At 37.3% G+C, this 18,407-nt stretch carries 13 protein-coding genes; 7 read left to right on the plus strand and 6 right to left on the minus strand.

What is annotated here, in order from left to right:
• Positions 1–39: 39 nt before the first annotated feature.
• The 3 genes from GAB14E_RS00415 to GAB14E_RS00405 form a co-directional block, all read right to left on the minus strand.
• The gene (locus GAB14E_RS00415; protein WP_033084626.1) at positions 40–2,358 is read right to left on the minus strand and encodes a methyl-accepting chemotaxis protein; all 2,319 of its coding nucleotides are present in this window, start codon (positions 2,356–2,358) and stop codon (positions 40–42) included.
• A gap of 169 nt (positions 2,359–2,527) precedes the next feature.
• Positions 2,528–3,301 carry a DUF3108 domain-containing protein gene (locus GAB14E_RS00410; RefSeq protein ID WP_231562135.1) on the minus strand — a complete coding sequence of 258 codons (774 nt, stop codon included), beginning with the start codon at positions 3,299–3,301 and terminating at the stop codon, positions 2,528–2,530.
• Positions 3,302–3,437: 136 nt separating this feature from the next.
• Positions 3,438–3,794 (minus strand): DUF1294 domain-containing protein, encoded by a 357-nt coding sequence (locus tag GAB14E_RS00405; protein WP_231562136.1) that lies wholly within the window; start codon positions 3,792–3,794, stop codon positions 3,438–3,440.
• A 344-nt stretch (positions 3,795–4,138) separates the two neighbouring features.
• Between GAB14E_RS00405 and GAB14E_RS00400 the strand changes: the two genes are divergently transcribed.
• The 4 genes from GAB14E_RS00400 (at position 4,139) to GAB14E_RS00385 (ending at position 12,490) form a co-directional block, all read left to right on the plus strand.
• Positions 4,139–5,779 carry an acetolactate synthase large subunit gene (locus GAB14E_RS00400; RefSeq protein WP_231562140.1) on the plus strand — a complete coding sequence of 547 codons (1,641 nt, stop codon included), beginning with the start codon at positions 4,139–4,141 and terminating at the stop codon, positions 5,777–5,779.
• A gap of 60 nt (positions 5,780–5,839) precedes the next feature.
• Positions 5,840–7,267 (plus strand): aldehyde dehydrogenase family protein, encoded by a 1,428-nt coding sequence (locus tag GAB14E_RS00395; RefSeq protein WP_052094172.1) that lies wholly within the window; start codon positions 5,840–5,842, stop codon positions 7,265–7,267.
• Between the two features lie 609 nt (positions 7,268–7,876).
• Entirely contained in the window at positions 7,877–11,824 is a 3,948-nt protein-coding gene (locus tag GAB14E_RS00390; protein WP_052094175.1) for an ExeM/NucH family extracellular endonuclease, read from the plus strand.
• 72 nt (positions 11,825–11,896) lie between these two features.
• Complete coding sequence (locus tag GAB14E_RS00385) at positions 11,897–12,490, plus strand: hypothetical protein (protein WP_033084628.1); 594 nt, start codon at positions 11,897–11,899, stop codon at positions 12,488–12,490.
• Between the two features lie 124 nt (positions 12,491–12,614).
• On the opposite strand, the gene GAB14E_RS00380 is transcribed toward GAB14E_RS00385, so the two are convergent.
• Positions 12,615–14,450, minus strand: a complete 1,836-nt coding sequence (locus GAB14E_RS00380; protein WP_033084629.1) for a monovalent cation:proton antiporter-2 (CPA2) family protein — start codon at positions 14,448–14,450, stop codon at positions 12,615–12,617.
• Positions 14,451–14,762: 312 nt separating this feature from the next.
• Between GAB14E_RS00380 and GAB14E_RS00375 the strand changes: the two genes are divergently transcribed.
• Positions 14,763–14,948, plus strand: a complete 186-nt coding sequence (locus GAB14E_RS00375) for a hypothetical protein (RefSeq protein ID WP_033084630.1) — start codon at positions 14,763–14,765, stop codon at positions 14,946–14,948.
• Between the two features lie 198 nt (positions 14,949–15,146).
• Here the strand turns inward: GAB14E_RS00375 and GAB14E_RS00370 are convergent, their stop codons facing one another.
• Complete coding sequence (locus GAB14E_RS00370; protein WP_156115815.1) at positions 15,147–16,154, minus strand: Solitary outer membrane autotransporter beta-barrel domain; 1,008 nt, start codon at positions 16,152–16,154, stop codon at positions 15,147–15,149.
• A 300-nt stretch (positions 16,155–16,454) separates the two neighbouring features.
• On the opposite strand from GAB14E_RS00370, the gene GAB14E_RS00365 reads away from it, so the two are divergent.
• On the plus strand, positions 16,455–17,372 hold the full coding sequence (locus GAB14E_RS00365) for a universal stress protein (RefSeq protein ID WP_033084632.1): 918 nt from the start codon (positions 16,455–16,457) through the stop codon (positions 17,370–17,372).
• Between the two features lie 346 nt (positions 17,373–17,718).
• A complete protein-coding gene (locus tag GAB14E_RS25195) occupies positions 17,719–17,886 on the plus strand; it encodes a hypothetical protein (protein ID WP_197061262.1) in 168 nt (55 codons plus the stop codon).
• 121 nt (positions 17,887–18,007) lie between these two features.
• Here the strand turns inward: GAB14E_RS25195 and GAB14E_RS25200 are convergent, their stop codons facing one another.
• Positions 18,008–18,178: a hypothetical protein gene (locus GAB14E_RS25200; RefSeq protein ID WP_197061263.1), complete on the minus strand. Its 171-nt coding sequence runs from the start codon at positions 18,176–18,178 to the stop codon at positions 18,008–18,010.
• Positions 18,179–18,407 lie beyond the last annotated feature (229 nt).

Consider the following 18,407-nt stretch of genomic DNA (forward strand, 5'->3'; position numbering starts at 1 on the left):
ACGCCTGTGGTTGTTTTATAGACAATGTGATAAGTATAGCTATAAGCTAAATTCTCGCATTTTTTCTTCAAGATTCTTCACCAAGGTACTGAGGTGCTTAACGTCTTTTCTACTTACATTAGCCTTATCTGAAATGTTATGAGAGTTATCCGCGATTTCGGTAACGTTCTGGTTAATATCGTTGACTACCATGCTTTGTTGCTCCGAGGCCGTAGCAATTTGGATATTCATATCACTTAATTGATCAACTAAGGCTAGAATGTCGGTAATGATGTGTCGATTCTTCTCACAGGAGTCGATGCTGTGGTTAGCCATTTCACTGGAAGAGCTGACTATTTTCACGGTACTTTGTGTCTCTTGCTGTAAGGAATTTATTTTCGCTCTAATGTCTTCAGTAGATTGTTGCGTTCTACTGGCAAGTGTTCTTACTTCATCGGCAACGACGGCAAAGCCACGTCCTTGCTCACCCGCTCTAGCTGCCTCGATGGCAGCATTTAAGGCTAATAAATTGGTCTGTTCAGCAATGGATTGAATAACATCTAAAACAGAGCCTATAGATAGACTCTCTTCGGCGAGTTTTTCGATAGAACTTGAGGCCGATGACATTTGCTGATTTAGTTCATCCATATCATGTTCCAAGTTTTCGGCAGAACTATTACTTTCGGCACATTTATCACTGGTTTCTTTCACTGTATTGGCGGCATCTGCAGCATTACGAGCTACTTCTTTGATAGTCGCTAATAACTGGTTAGTTGCAACCGCCATACTATCAGCATTATCCGACTGACTTTGGGTCTGGCTCGTTGTTTCATCCATGTTAGTTAACATTTTATCTGTAGATTCAAGCAATGTTTCCGATAGTTTCTCGACGCATTGCAAAATCTCTCTAATCTCTCTAATTAAGTGATTAAAGGAATTGGCTAAGCCAAGTAATTCATCATTACCATTATATTCTACGCTATGACTTAGATCTTTGTTCTTACTGATTTTATTGACTTGACCAATGAAATTATTGATTGGGTTTGATATCCCCCGACCAACCATAAATCCACAAACAAGCGTTAGCGGGATCAATACCACCATAATGATGCTAATAATAAACCAGATGCTATTAAGCATTTCCTCTCTGTCTTTCATTGCTTCAGCAACATCGATTTCACTCAATATTGCCCAATCAACTCCTTCGATACTCAATGGCGCAAAAGCAGATAGAACATCTACGTTACGGTAGTCTTTAATATGTTTGATACCACTTTGCCCTGACAATGCTGCATTGGCACTTTGTGTTGCTACTTCTTGTAAGCCAATGCCAGAATCACTGGCGATAATTTTATCAATTGTTGCTTTATTAGTGCCAACAGATTCCAACGCACTGATATAGCCTTTTTTATCTTCAATAAGAAAGCGGCTTTGGCTTCTAAGTAGGTTGTCACTGCCAATAAGGTAAGTTTCTCCTGATTCACCTAAGCCAACTTTTTTCCATTGTTGATCATATGTCATTAGGTTATTGATCTTAGCAATTGGCATTTGAAATATTAATATGCCTAATTTTTCACCGGAGTCTGAATAAATGGGCGAAGCAATAAAAGCCGCTGCGGCATGATACGAAGGAAAGTAAGGTTTAAAATCAATTAAAAAACTGGAATTTTTATCTGAGCTACTATTCGCTGCTCTAAAAGCTTGGGCAAGTCCTGTGTCTTTATACGGGCCAGATAATAGTGATGTGGCAAAGTCTAGCTCTTTAAAGACAGTATAAATAACAAAACCAGTCTCAGGTTCAACTAAAAATATATCGTAAAACCCAAAGGCATTTAAGTATTGATCTAAATGGCTATGATATTTTTTATGCAATTGACTATATTTTGAGCCATCCTCTGCGAAAAGTAAGCCATTTTTACTGCCTAATGGATTGGCGTTACCGCTGATATAAGCATGTTGTAATGACTTAGTGTTTTGGTTTAGCTGTTGAAATTTTTCTAAAGAACTTAAGGAAGAAGAGGGGTTTTGCTTTCTGTATTCGGGGTCAAATTGATCACGGTAATAACCCTCAATCTTGGTGTTGTCACGCATTGAGGTTTGATTATCATAGTTGAAGAAAGCCGTTGATAGTTGCTGCATCATATCGATAATCATGACGTCATTGGAGTAAGTAATGACATCTTGTTTTATGGTTTTAAAGTAATTTTCAATTTGTGTTTTTTGAATTTCCCTAATAGCAACGAGCTGGCTAAAGGCTCTTTTCTCCATTGCTGTAGCGGCAATAGAAGATGCTTGCCAACCCACTAAGCCACCCGCTGTTATAATGCCAATGGCTGATAGTACCACTGAAGCTAAAATAATCTTGCTGGATATTTTCATTGGAAACGCTCAATTAAAGCAAACCCTAATATCTAGTTTAGTCACTTTATATGGCGTTGCAGTGTTTTTTTTAGTCAGATGCCAACCGACTTGTGTGATTTGGCAAATAGGGTACTTGAGGTTACCTTTCATTGAATAAATTAATGTTAATAGAGATTCATTTGATCGATTACTGACACTGTTTACTAAAGTGAGTTAACCAGACCACCGGAGAAAATATCATATCAAGTTCAGCCATTATCATTTGATGATCATGTTTTGCAGAGAACCACATAGCCATATCTTTATGTTTGCCAACTTCAACGACTTTAATTGAGGTTAACATGCCCCATTTTTTATGATTAATAACTTCGGTTCCGACCACTTCAAATTGATAACTGTCAATTTTGTTACTTGCCTGACGAGAGAGCTTAAAATGTGTTTTTCCTTGCAATAAATTGAGGCGGACTTGTGCACCTAAAGTATCAATATCATATAAAGGTAGGTTTTCATTATCATAATGAATTACTTCAGCGTTTAAGCTGACGGTTGACGAATGGCCATTATTCGACATTTCGACCTTCATTTCTCTTGCTTTCATGCCGGTTAATTTTTGTGAGAAACCGGGCGTTAAAAAATGTTTATATTGAGGTGAATAGTGCATTGTGCTTGTTTGTAGGTAAGTTGAGTCAAGCCAAAGAAAAGATACTTCGCCCTGTGATTTTACCGTTGCTTTGATTGATGTTGCACTTTTATGCCAGGTAATTGTTCGCTGAAAATGACCAACATTACCTCCTAGAAAAGAAACATCATATTCAAACTTTTTTTCGCACTGATGATATTTTTTAATTTCTTCTGTGGTTAGCTTATTAAACGTATTTGCTTGTGATTTAGCTAATAAGCAACAGCATAAAATTATTAACAGAGTTAACGACTTTTTGATGACAATGCATGATCGGCTCAATTTGTTCGCCGGGATTTTAAAGTAATAATTAAAGATATTTTTTGTTAACTGCATCGTCTGTTTGAGGTCTTTTTATTAAAAATAGAGTGGTTAAAAGTACTGATATTAAAGATAGAAATATTAAAAGTACTCTTATTTAAGAGTAATAGTGGTTAGTACCGTGATAGAAATAAAGCATGCTAGTCAAAACGGTAATGTTGGCAATAATCGTTAGCCAATACCTTACTTGAAAAGCAGCTTTTCTATTTTTATGTTTTAGTAATTGTTGGGCTAAAGCTGCGCCTGGCCAACCACCTAATAAAGACACAAAGTGCAGTGTTGTTTCTTTAATACGCCAATAGCCTTGTTTTGCTTTGTACTTATCTAGTGCATAAAGTAAAAAACTAATGCCATTGAAAGCAAAGAATACAAGCAGCAGGTTTGCTGATAAATACTGATAATAAGATAAAACCGTAATCGCGAAGAAGTAAATAACACTTAAAAAAATTGCCAACAATTGGTATTAGCTCCATTAAAACGAGGTACTTGCTAAAAATTTATTTTAAAAGTTAAGTTCTAGTTATACACCATAGTGATGTCGCCAATTGTATTGAATTGTTTGGCAATTAACTAGGGAAATTACTGGTTCACAGGTCAGTAATTATCAAGCCGTCTTAGAAAGTGAACAGTTTCATAGCCTAATTAGTAGACATTTATTAGCTTAAATAGCGACATTTATGGAAGCCTTGCTCTTATGGTCTAGAATATTTTAAGGGTTATAAATAATGATTTGAATAACTTAGTAATTTTTTAAACACGGCGTATGGGCTTTAGGATAAAACTATGAGTAATAATAAGATAAAGGCATCTGATTTATTTGTACAAGCATTAGAGGCTGAAGGGGTAGAGTACATTTTTGCTGTGCCAGGGGAGGAAAACTTAGATATGGTTGAATCCTTACGTAAATCTACTATTAAGTTAGTACTGACGCGCCATGAACAAGGCGCAGGTTTTATGGCTGCTACTTATGGTCGCCTGACAGGTAAAGCAGGTGTTTGCATGGCTACCCTTGGCCCTGGCGCTACAAATTTGGCGACTCCTGCTGCATATGCTCACTTAGGAGGAATGCCTTTAATTATGATCACCGGGCAAAAACCAATCAAAAAATCAAAGCAAGGTCAATTCCAAATTATTGATGTGGTTGGTTTGTTTGCTCCAATATGCAAAATGTCTAAACAAATAGTACACGGCGATACTATTCCTTCATTAGTGCGTGAAGCTTTTCGCCTTGGTGAAGAAGAGCGGCCCGGTGCTGTGTTATTAGAGTTACCCGAAGATATTGCCGCTGAAAACTGCAGCGAAAGTGTTATGACACCGCATAAACGCTATTACGCTAGTCCTAATCAGGTCGCATTAGCAGAAGCAGTTACATTAATTAAGTCGGCAAAAATGCCGCTAATTCTTATTGGTGCTGGCGCTAATCGGAAAAATGTTCGCGAGGCAATGTGCAACTTTGTCCATTCAACGCGTATTCCATTTTTTGTTACCCAAATGGGCAAAGGTGTTGTTGACGAACGCTCAAGCCTATTTTTAGGGACCGCAGCATTATCTGTTGGAGATTATTTACATTGTGCTATTGAACGCGCGGATTTAATTATTAATATTGGTCATGATGTTATTGAAAAGCCGCCATTTTTTATGGAGCAAGGCGGCAAGACGGTTATCCATATAAATTATAAATCTGCGCAAGTTGACCAAGTCTATTTTCCACAAGTTGAAGTTATTGGCGATCTCGCGGCTGCCGTTGATGAATTAAAAGAGCAGTTAGGCGGTGAAGTTAATTTTGATAGAAGCTATTTTGAAAAAATAAAGTTGGCTATTGACGAGCATATTGAAGAAGGGGCCGCTGATGCTCGTTTCCCTATTATTCCACAACGCTTTGTTGCAGGTATTCGAGCGGTAATGGGCGATAAAGATATTATCGCTTTGGATAATGGTATTTACAAGATTTGGTTTGCACGTAACTATAAGGCTTATCAACCCAATACGGTATTACTTGATAATGCCCTTGCTACTATGGGAGCTGGCCTGCCTTCTGGGATGATGGCGGCAATGCTAAACCCAAATCGACGCGTGATGGCGGTATGTGGTGACGGCGGTTTTATGATGAATTCACAAGAATTAGAAACAGCCATTCGCCTAGGACTAAACCTTGTGGTTACCGTTTTAAATGATAATTCTTATGGCATGATTCGTTGGAAACAAGCCAGTGCTGGTTTTGATGATTGGGGTTTAGAGTTCGGTAATCCTGACTTTGTAAAATATGCGCAAAGTTATGGCGCAACTGGGCATAGAGTGACTTGTACAGAAGATCTAATTCCAACGTTTGAAAAAGCATTTTCTGCAGGGGGTGTCCATCTTGTTGAATTGCCGGTTGATTACTCTGAAAATCAAAAAGTATTAATTGATGAATTGGCCGAAAAGGTTTGTTTGATATAAAAATATCAAGTCGATTCAATTTATTATAAATCAAACTTCAACTTATTAAAGAGCAACATTATGGCTGATTCAACAAAAAGCAGTGCAGCAGGAAAAAAGCAGCTAGCTGGAAAACTTAATGTGGTTAACCCTTATGATCAAAGTTTTATCGGTTCAGTTCCTACAGTAAACTGGAATAATATTGATAAATACTTAGCTACCTCAGAGCAACTTTTTAAGGATAGAAATCAATGGCTGCCAGCCTTTGAACGTATTAATATTCTAAAAAAAGCAGCAAATCTAATTTCACAAAGAACAGATGAATTAGCGTTATTGATTGCCAGTGAAGGCGGTAAGCCATTGATGGATGCGCGAGTAGAAGTCACCAGAGCCATTGATGGCGTGGAGCTTTGCGCACAAGAAATTTCTAAATTAACCGGTACTGAAATACCGATGGATTTAACCCAGGCAGGTGCGGGGAGAGTAGCCTTTACTACTAAGGAGCCTATCGGCGTTGTCGTGGCAGTTTCTGCATTTAATCACCCACTCAACTTAATTGTACATCAAGTAGCTCCGGCCGTTGCTGCGGGTTGTCCTGTTTTAGTTAAACCGGCCCGAGATACGCCATTATCGTGTAAAGCATTTGTAGATATTTTACATGAAGCCGGTTTGCCGCCGCAGTGGTGCCGTTTTATTGCTTGTGATATTCCTACCTCTGAAAAAATGATCACCGATACTCGTATCGCTTTTTTCAGCTTTATTGGCTCAGGTAATGTTGGTTGGATGTTGCGTGCTAAGTTAGCTCCGGGTACACGTTGTGCGCTAGAACATGGCGGCGTTGCCCCAGTAATTATTGAAGATAGTGCTGATGTTGAAGCGATGATTCCGAGTTTGTTGAAAGGCGGGTTTTACCATTCAGGGCAGGTATGTGTATCCGTTCAGCGTATTTTTGCACCGAAAAAGAAAGCCAAGATCATTGCGCAGATGTTGGCTGATGGCGCAGCGAAACTTATTGTTGGTAATGCTATCGATGAATTTACCGAATGTGGCCCATTAATTCGGCCTAAAGAGGTTGATCGCGTTGAAGCATGGGTTGATGAAGCGGTGGCGACGGGAGCAACCTTAATTACCGGCGGTAAAAGGTTAGGCGATAGTACTTATACGCCGACAGTATTACTTGAACCACCCGTTGATGCCAAAGTTTCTACCATGGAGATTTTTGGACCGGTTGTTTGTGTTTATGGTTATGATGATATTGACCAAGCCATTGCTCAAGCCAATTCATTGGAATATGCTTTTCAAGCCTCGGTATTCACAAAAAACCTTGATGTTGCTATGAAGGCAATACGTGAATTAAACGCGACAGCTGTAATGGTTAATGATCATAGTGCATTTCGGGTTGATTGGATGCCATTCGCTGGACGTAAACAGTCTGGTTATAATACTGGCGGTATTGCTTATACCATGCACGATATGTCTCAGGATAAAATGGCAGTGATTAAACTCTAATTTTTAATTACTTAACCTGAACTCTGGATAATAGGTAGTTATTGTTTAAGTAATACAAAACTTAGCTTGTTAGCTACAAAATCTACAAAGTTAAGTGACGATATACTCTCTCAATTTATTCGATTATCAAGCTATTTTCAGTGCTTTTATCGGGTTATACCAATAGTTTACTCAGCTTATTAAAGCCCTATTTAGGGCTTTTTATTTGTCTTCAATTGATAGCCATTACCATAAACGACTTAGAATCAATCATCAAAAATAAACCTCCTACCTGCTATTCAGTGACCATGGCTGAAAAATAAGCATTTTTGTTGCCTGCCAAGTCCGGCTCTTTAAATGCTATTGGCTAAATATGTGCTTAGTTAAGAATTTTCATTTCTTTCAATAAAAACATAATCAATCTGAAGTCTTTCTCTATCTGACCATCCGGATGGTTTTTATCATGTTGATTGTTTTATATGCAATTAACTGTTGACTATTTAGTCAGGATTTACAAGGATCCTACTGTTAAATAACAAAACTGTAACATTAATCGTGCAGAATCAAGTTGAAGTTTTAGCCAATAGCAGTATTTTTTAGCAAATATAATTATAAATCTGGAGAGATAAAATGAATACTAGTAAGGCAAGGCCAAGTCGATTTTTCGGCCATGGTAAGTTAAATGTAAGCTTGATTGCACTTTGTATTGCTTCAAGTTTTGTGACTCATAGTGCTTTAAGCGCTGAAACATTATGGTCAGAAAATTTTAATGACCCAGCATTAGCCAATAAAGGTGCTGTTTTTAATACTATCGATATGAATGGTATTACGCGTTGGTCTATCGATGTTAGTAATGCTGAGTTAACTGCAACGAGTGATTGGTTTAAAGTCACTAATAACAAGATTGAAGCAAGAGATGTTGATGGTAGTGTTGATTGGTTATCAGAGACTATCAACATTGCCGGAAAGAATAATATTCAACTCTCTGTTTTAGCAGAGGAAAGTGGAAACCACGAATCAGCAGATTTTTTTAACCTGTTATATTCAGTAGATAATGCTGCTTTTGTCAGGGTAGACAATTGGCAAGGCAAGGGCAATGACAATCATACCTTAGTTGATGATTTCACTTCAGTTACTGTTACACAAGCCATTCCTGAGGGAAGTAGCCTACAAATAAAAGTGTCAATGGCAAATAACTCTGGCTCTGAATACATACGTTTAGATGATGTAGTCATCACCTCTAGTGTTGACGATGGCGGCGGTGACAATGGTAATGACGGTGGTACAGTAACTAATGCTTGTTATAACTGTCCAGACTTGAGCCGAATTGCCAGTGCTGCAGAATTTGATGATGCTACCTATTATGCTCCTGTTATTAGCGCTATTGACTCAGCACAAAGTGCTGCGGTTATCCGCACAAATATCAATGACGTTATTTCTGTTAACCACAAGCAGCTAAGCTATTCTGAGGCTTGGACAGCATTAACGGTAACAGATGAAGACCCACTTAATGCTGACAATGTCATCTTATTTTATCGTGGTATTTCCAAGGCAAAACACTCAAATGGTAGCGGTTCACAATCGACCGATCCTGATAACTGGAACCGCGAACATGTATGGGCAAAAAGTCATGGTTTTCCAAGCTCTAGTGCATTTGCTTACTCAGATATTCATCACTTAAGACCTACTGACATTTCAGTTAACTCATCACGAGGTAATTTAGACTTTGATAACAGTGACAATGCTTTACCTGAATCGCCAGAAAATCGCGTCGACGGTAATTCATTTGAGCCAAGAGATGCAGTGAAAGGTGATGTTGCTCGAATAGTGTTATATATGGATACTCGTTATGCCGGCTTAGACTCAGTGACGCCAGACTTACAAGTTGTTGATAGAATAACTTCTGTCGGAGAGGCAAAGTTAGGTAAATTATGTACGCTGTTAGCGTGGAGTGAAGCGGATCCGGTTGATGAATTTGAAGTTAATAGAAATAATAAAATTTATGAATTTCAAGGAAATCGTAACCCATTTATTGATCACCCTGAGTGGATTGCAACAATTTACAGTGCATCATGTTCAGATGTTGGTCCTGTTGACCCAGTCGATCCGGTAGACCCTGTTGATCCAACTGAACCTGACGTTGATTTGTTTTTTTCTGAATACGTTGAAGGTTCAAGTTTTAATAAAGCGGTAGAAATATATAACCCAACAGATGCAACTATCGACTTAGCTGATTATCAATTCAAACTTTATTCAAACGGTAGCTCAACAGCTACTGGTAGTTATACCTTAACGGGACAACTTCTCGCCAATGATGTTGTGGTTTTAGGCTCTAGCCAAATTGCAGATAACAGTGCTTTAGCTCCTTATATTGACCACTTTGTCGGTGCTGTTAATTTTAATGGTGATGATTATATCGAGCTTCTTCATGGCGATATTATTATTGATAACGTTGGCACTTATGGTATTAGACAAAATTGGGGTAAAGATACCTCATTGGTACGCTTAGCTTCAGTAACATCAGGAGATAATGATCGAACAGATGAGTTTATTAAAGCAGAGCAATGGCAATCAAACTCAAAAGATACTTTTGATAATTTAGGAACCCATTTAGCTGATACGCCACCTACCGATCCTAATCCTGGTGAAGATCCTGTAATAGGTATGTGTGGTGATGAGGCAGATAAAATTAATGTCATCCAAGGCAGTGGTAGTAATTCAACTTTCATTGGCGAAGTTAAGGTGATTGAGGGAACCGTTACCTCTGCAGTGCCAAGTTTAAAAGGCTATTTTGTTCAAGAAGAAGTGCAGGATACTGATGTTGATTTAATGACTTCTGAAGCCCTTTTTATATATTTCAATAATATTGCCAACTTTCCTACTGTGGGTAATAAAGTAAGAATAAACGGCACTATAAAAGAGAGCTTTGGCCGAACACAATTAACCGCCACAACTGACTTTGTTGATTGTGGTCTTGGTGAACCAATTGAAGCTACTATAGTGTCTTTACCTATATCAAGTAGTGATTACTGGGAGACCATCGAAGGTATGATGGTTAGTTTTTCAGATACCTTAAAAGTAAGTGATACTTATAATTTGGCACGTTATGGCCAGCTAACCTTATCTAATGGACGTTTGATTTTACCTACCAATATTTATAACGCGGGTAGTGAGCAAGCTATTACTTTAGCGGATAAAAACAGTCGAAACCGTATCACTTTAGATGATATGAATAATGCGCAAAATCCTGATGATGTGCCATTTCCGGCGCCAGGATTAAGTTATCAAAATACTGTACGTTTAGGTGATTCAGTTGCTAACTTAACCGGTATTATTGATTATAGTTTTAATGCTTACCGTATTTTACCCAGCCAAACGCCACAATTTAGTGCGACAAATGCCAGAACTTCACAACCTGATATTAGTGGTGTTGGATCTTTAAAAGTAGCAAGTTTTAACGTATTAAATTACTTCAATGGTGATGGCGCCGGACAAGGTTTTCCGACAGAACGGGGCGCGGATACCTTAGAAGAATTTAATCGTCAAAGCAGTAAAATCGTATCGGCACTAGCCGAGATTAATGCTGATGTTGTTGGTCTAATGGAGCTAGAAAATGATGGTTTTGCAAGTAACAGTGCCATTGCTGAACTTGTTGCTCAGCTAAATATAAAATTAGGTGACGGAACATATAACTACGTCAGCATTAATCAAGCTGGCGTTGGCGGCGATGCAATCGCTGTTGGTTTTATTTATAAGCCAGCAACCGTTGCTTTAATTGGTGATGCAATCACCACTAATCAAAGCCCATTTGATTATGGTAACCGTCAACCATTGGTACAAACGTTTAAAGAAATTGTCACTGATGAAACCTTAACTATTGCAGTTAATCACTTTAAGTCTAAAGGAAGTTGTGGCAGCGCTTCGGGTAATAACCTTGATCAAGGAGATGGCCAAGGTTGTTGGAATGAACTGAGAACTCAAGCGGCTAGTGCCTTAACCGCTTGGTTAAACACTAAACCTACAGGCTCTACAGATAGTGATTTCCTTATCATTGGTGATTTAAATGCTTATGGTAAAGAAGACCCTATTAATGTTATTACCGCCAGTAATTATCATAACTTGGTGGCAGATCATCTGGGCAATGCGGCTTACTCTTATAGCTTTGGTGGTGAAATAGGTTACTTAGACCACGCCTTAGCAAGTAACGACTTAGCTAGCCAAGTTGTTGATACCACTGTTTGGCACATCAATGCTGATGAACCTCGTATTTTCGATTACAACACTGAATATAAATCGTCTGAGCAATTAGCAAAATATTTTGCTGAAGATGCTTATCGTGCATCAGATCATGATCCCGTTATAGTTTCGCTGAATTTAACTAGCTCAGTTGATGTTGTCGGAGATTTTGATGGTGATGGTGATGTTGACCGAAATGATGTTAATCAGTTCTCAGCCATGGTTCGCGCTGGTACGGCGGATGATAGCAAATATGATTTCAATCTCGATAATGTCGTTAATAGCCGTGATGTCAGAGCATTAATGTCTTTATGTACACGTTCGCGCTGTGCTGTGGAATAACAGTTAACTTATCTTAACTCAATTTATTCAATACAAATTAATAAATTAAAAATTATATAAAAGGAAGTAACCATGAAAAAATTAATAACATTATTAACGGCACTTTTAGTTTCGTTAAGCACGCAGGCAACATTACTTAGCGTTGAGCTAAATCAAGATAACTATCAAATAGGAGATGTCTTAACGGCAGACTTTATCATTTCTGATATTGAAGAAGACACTTTTGGCTTTCAAAAATTATTGGCTACTTTTGACTTTAATGTCTCTTGGGATAATTCACTCATTGAGTATGTATCGACCAGTTTTGGCAATAAACTCAATGTAGGCGCAGGTAGTGATCAATTTAGTGATGTTATGGTTGATAATTTAGGCCTGTCAGAAACCAGCTATGCATGGTGGGATGAGTTATTACCAGTGCAAGATGGTTTAAGCCGCTTTATATTAGCGAGTGTTGATTTTACAGTGATTGGCAGTGGCTCAGGAAGTTTAGGTTTAAGCGACTTGGCCTTTGGTGATGATTTTGGCGCAGCATTTACTGGTGTTAGCAGTAGTGGTAATACTTACTCTGTTACTTCAGGCAACCCAGTTGATGTACCTGAGCCAGCATCTGTGTTGTTAATGTTTATGGCATTAATCTTATTAGCTCGCCAACAAAAAATGAGTTGAATTTCTGGAAAATCATGACGGCATAAACTTATTGCTGTCTAAGTAACAAGGTTAGTCAAAGCCCTTATCCTCTAGATAAGGGCTTTTTTATTGATTGTAAGTAATAGTATATTGTGATGTTTTTTTATTTACTTTCTGCTGATTTCTGGCAAGTCTGTATTTTACTTTGCTCTTCTTTATCATTCACTAATACTTGTTGCAGCAGTTCCATGCGATGTTTAACCGCTACACCATAACTGTGATCGTCCCCCCATATTTCTGATAATACATGCATTGACTCTCTATCATGCTCTGCAAATAACTCACCGGCACGTTTAGCGCTTTCTTGGCTATTACCCAATAACTTTAATGCTTCAACACCTAAACCTAAGGCTGATTCAAAGGTTTCTCTTTTAATGGTTTTGACCCCAATGCGAATTAATTCATAGGCATGGTGGCGATCAACTGCCCGAGCAACAATTTGTAAGTTAGGGTAATGTTTCTGTGCAAGTTGGGCTATTTCAATGATTTTATCAGCATCATCAATGGCTATTACTAATAATTGTGCTTCTTGTGCACCTGAGGCTTCTAATAAATCTTTGCGTGCGGCATCACCGTAAAATACCTTATTACCAAACTTTTTTAGCAGTTCTATTTGACTGGGGCTGTGGTCTAAAATAGATAAATGGTAACCTTGAGAGCTGAGTAGGCGGCCTACTATTTGACCAAAACGACCGTATCCGGCAATAATAACGCTTTTGGTTGCTTCAATATCTTCAGGTTTATCAAATTCGTGTGCTTCTTCTTGTTCTTTATCGATAATTTTCTCATAGATGATTAATAAAACTGGCGCCATCAACATAGAAATAGCGACCACTAAGGTTGTTATTTTACTTTGTTCTGGCGTGAGTATTTGTAAGGTAGAGGTTAGTGATAACAATACAAAAGCAAATTCACCGCCTTGTGCTAAGGCAAGGGTAAATAGTAACTTCTGTTTCTTTGCCATTTTAAATAACGATGCTAAACAAAATAAAACCGCGGCTTTGATCACAATTAACGACACCACTAATAAGGTCACTAAGCTTAGCTCTGCAAACAATAATGGGAAATCAATTGAAGCGCCGACAGTGATAAAAAACAAACCAAGCAACAAGCCTTTAAAGGGTTCGATATCTACTTCTAATTCGTGTCTAAATTCACTTTCAGCTAGAACCACACCGGCTAAAAAGGTGCCAAGGGCAGGAGATAAACCTATTTTTTGCATGATCACCGCAATGAAAATCACCAAAAATAAGGCAAAAACAGTAAATAGCTCACGTAGGCGTGTTTCGGCAATATAGCGAAATAAGGGCGCAGAAACATACTTTCCCGCTAAGACAATCGCAGCGATAACACCAACGGATATTAGCGTTTGTATATAAACAGGAAAATGTTCTATCAAGTTGCCATGAGAGCCTGAGCTGGCAATGTTGTCACTAAAAGCTAATAAGGGCACTAATGCCAAAATAGGTATTACGGCAATATCTTGAAAAAGTAATACTGAAAATGAGTTTTGACCAGCTTCTTGTTTTATCCAGCCTTTTTCATTTAAGGTTTGTAAAACGATGGCAGTAGAGGAGAGCGCTAGCATTAAACCTATGGCAAGTGAGGTTTGCCAAACTAAAGAAAAAACAAAATAACAGGCCGCAGAAATAAGCAAGGTTGTTACCACTACTTGCAAGCCGCCGAGGCCGATAATTGAGTGCCTTAATTTCCATAAACGTGAAGGTTGCAATTCAAGGCCAACTAAAAATAACATCATCACTACACCAAACTCGGCAAAATGCATGACATCAGTTTGATCGCCAACTAAGCCCAACAAAAAAGGCCCAATCAAAATACCCGCTAACAAATAACCGAGTACCGAACCTAAACCGACACGTTTTGCTATAGGCACCGCAATAATTGCCGCGGCGAGATATATTACAGCCATTTCTAACATTGTTTACTCCTGATAGTGCATATTTTTATAATGGAAAACTGACTTATGCACATTTTATTATTAAGACTATGATGAATAATAGCTTTATTGATCGCTATATAGTTATATTACTTAAAGATACGAGTTGTAAGACAGAAATCTCACTCGAGCTACCTTCACAACAGCAAAATATAAATATTATGGTTATTTTTATACCAATTCCATATGGTGAATAATCCCCCTCATGATTGGCGTTAATTAAGGTTTAGCCTACACTGACTGTAGTATGTTAAATATACATACTGGGTTTCACTACTTCAAAGGAATGATAAAATGGAATTTAATACCCCTCAAGCGATCCGAAAAATAAAATTATCTCCACAAAGCACAATTTTAATTAATGGTAAAAATCAATGCAAACTACAAGCAATGTCATTTGCCCTTAAATACCATAAAGTGGACGTAACTGAGACGTTCGGTGAGTTAACGGTCAAGGGTGTAGTGCCTGTCGGTGGGTAAAGTTATAACTTTTACTTTACTATCAATAATATCATCCGCTCTATTAAGGTCATTCATTAATCTTAATAGAGCGGATTTTTTATAGTAGACCGAATGATAACCGCCGAAAAAAGTTACCTAGTCAGAGAATATACTAAGGATATTAAACACATTACTTGAATGGAAAAGGGATAGTGAAAGTTAGGCAATTAAAGATAGTTATAACTCATTAAAATAAAAAACAATACTGCCGCCATTAAGGTTACTACCATGATGGATATTAATGCCTATGCCAACATTTTCCGCTAAGTCAGTGAATTTACGGGTGTCGAGTAATATACCAATGCCTAACTCATAAAAGTGATCTGTTCCTAAGCTATTAACCATGTCGCCACCAATGTCCGAGCGTTGAAATTTTACATATAAAGATTCGGCATGAAACTTTGATTGGTTGAGGTTGTAATGCAATTTTAAGGCATTGTTAAACCGCCAACCATGAGGATTAGCGTCTTGGCTCGACTCAACACCATTAAAGGTTACGCCATTAAATACATTTAAATCACTTATATACTGCCACTTTCCCCAATCTTTGGGGTGGCTATAAGTTAACTTAACATTAGGCTCAATAATAAAAGCATTGGCTGATAAGTTTAAAAATACGCCATCAAATATATCTTGATACTGTTGTGACTCTTCGCTGTTATAGTTAAAGCTATTCTCATGGTGCATTAGATACGAACCAATTCTTAACCTAAAATCCCAATTATCATTAAGTTGACTATGTTTGCTATAAGCAAAATAAGCGGAATAAATCTCATCTTTATTGTCATCAGTTATCGACGATTGTGATAGCAAGTCTGTTTTAGTTTTCTGTTTAAGGTAAGATATTGATGTAGTTAACTCATCTTTATAAAAGAATGTAGACTGCTTTTTTTTAGGTTTGCTTTCTGACAACACCCAAGTATACGGAATACTGTAAGCGGTTAATTCATTCCTCAGTTTTATAGAGTCGCTTTCAGTAAAATCCTGCTCGTGTGATTTTAATAACTTGTCGGGGTCAAAGTTACCCACACCTAAGGTTATTGTTTCTGAATCGGTGAGCACTACCGCTGTAGAGAATAGTTCTTCGAAGTAAACTTTGTTTTTAGCTAAAGCATGATGACTTAATAATGATAACACCATGCAAGCAAGTAATCTTAGCTGATATTTTCTTGTAATTAACTTCAAATTAGTTGTTTGATTGGCTTACTTTATAATAAGTTTAGTATAAATAATAACAAAGCTAGACACCATGAAAACACTGACGATTATCACTCCATTTCGCTTTTTGATGTTTAGATGTGCGACTTTCGATTTTGAATGCTTTAAGTAGAAGCGTTTTTCTGAAAACTTCTGATAAATACGTTGCTAAAAGTCATTCATTCTACTAATTTTTAAGTAAGGGGAGTAACAAAGGTTATGTTCTAAGTGAAGAGGGAATTTATTGAAGCAGATGTGGTTTATAGGCTTGATACTTAGGAGTAAATTATGAAGTTTATTAAAAGTATTTTGGTGGTAATGGATGATAATAGTGACCGCCAAACGGCATTAATACAAGCCATTAATATAGCGGAAAAAACCTCTGCCACGATTGAGCTTTTTCTTGTTGTATATAAAAATGAGTTTGTTAGTCATTGGAACTTTAATCAAGAGCAGTTAGATGCTTTACAAAAGGAATATATAGCCTCTAAACTTCGCTGGTTAGAAACCTATTTACCTGAAGTGAAAGCCCTTGATATTGTGGTACATTTTGATGTCGTATGGCATGCCGATGTAAGCTGTGCAGTACTGACCAAAGCAGCAAAAGTCAACGCGTCTATGGTGGTTAAATCAACCCAGAAAAGCTCGATGATTAATAAAATGTTTTTTACTCCTTGCGATTGGCAATTACTTGAACATTGCCCTGTGCCTTTGTTACTTACTAAAAACAGAGATGACGACTCATACCATAAAGTTATGACAGCCGTAGACCCTGAAAAAACACATAATAAAGTCGAAAAATTAGATGTTAATATTTTACAAGCAGGCTTGGTCATGGCTGAGTTATTTGATGCGCAAGTTCATGTGTGCCATTGTTATCAACCGATCGGGATAGAATTATGGCAAGGCATGAGCTCAGTGGGCATGGACCATAGTTTGATCAATGGCGACTTTCATGAGTACAGTGATGCTATTAAGGCTCATCACCAAGCAGCTTTTAGTGAGTTACTGAGCAACTATACATTTGATGAACAATTGACTCACCTGATTGCGGGGTCTGCCGAGTATGAAATACCAGAGTTAGTGAAAAGTCAGCAAGTTGACTTATTAGTTATGGGCATGGCGAATAACGGTAAATTTATTGGTAATACCGTAGAAAAAGTACTCGACAATATTGACTGTGATATTTTATCGTTGAAATGTTAAAATACTTAAGTCAGATAGGTTGATTTACTCACTAGCATTAAGTCGGTAATGCTTTTTTTAAACGCCATTAAAAATAAATGTTTACTTTTTCAACAAAGACTAGTATATTTCCCTACGTTAATTATCTTTTCACAGCTAGTTAACGTTAATCCCCAGTGATTTTTTCGTGTTTTGTCTTTCCCTTTCACAGTCAGCCAATACCTTAATAAAAAGTTATTAAATTAAAGCTTTTTGCTGCATGAAATCTCGAGTTGTTCTCGATTGGTTCATCGTATTATTATCATTATGTGTATGCAGTTATCGGCTTTTTAATATTGCGTTTTTACGCAATTAAAGGAGTTATATTATGTCTTATACTTATCAAGGTAAGATTTACGCTATTGAAGCACCAGTAAAGTCTATTTCAATCAACAAATTAAATGTTGTTGTTAAAGACCAAGCAGGTTCACAATTGTTTAAATTTACCCAATTGAATGAGTCTAAAGAATTTCTAGCTATGTTATACCAAGCGTAACAAGCAGAAATATTAACCGTTTATTTACTAACGGTTAAGCCAAAAAAACCAGAATTACCTCATTATAAGGTATTCTGGTTTTTTGCTTTTTACGCTATCTAAACCTTTTATACAAGACGAGTTATTCAACCTTATTGACCGTTACCTCTAAATATTTACTATTCCCCGCATACCACTTTTGTACATAAATAGAGCCTAGAATTGGCGGCATGCCGTCTTTGGGGACTTCTTTATAGCGGACACTATTCTTGTTTTGCTTTTCCAGTTCAAACTTAATCTTAGTTTCAGACATCTTGATTGCTTTGCTGATGTAAAGTGCATTTATTGTAATGCAATTAAAAAAACTGTCGAGTGTTTCTAGTAAACCTACCTCAGTAAGTTTGGTTCAACACCTTCACTTCTAAAGCGGTAAAATTTTAACCTATACTGATTAAGTACTTGCTACTTATCAGTTATTTTTAAATTTATAGAAAAGTGTAACTTAACGTAAATTTTATGTGTTTAATTGTTTTTATGCTCTT

It is taken from the genome of Colwellia psychrerythraea, from assembly GCF_000764185.1.
Taxonomy (GTDB): domain Bacteria; phylum Pseudomonadota; class Gammaproteobacteria; order Enterobacterales; family Alteromonadaceae; genus Colwellia; species Colwellia psychrerythraea_B.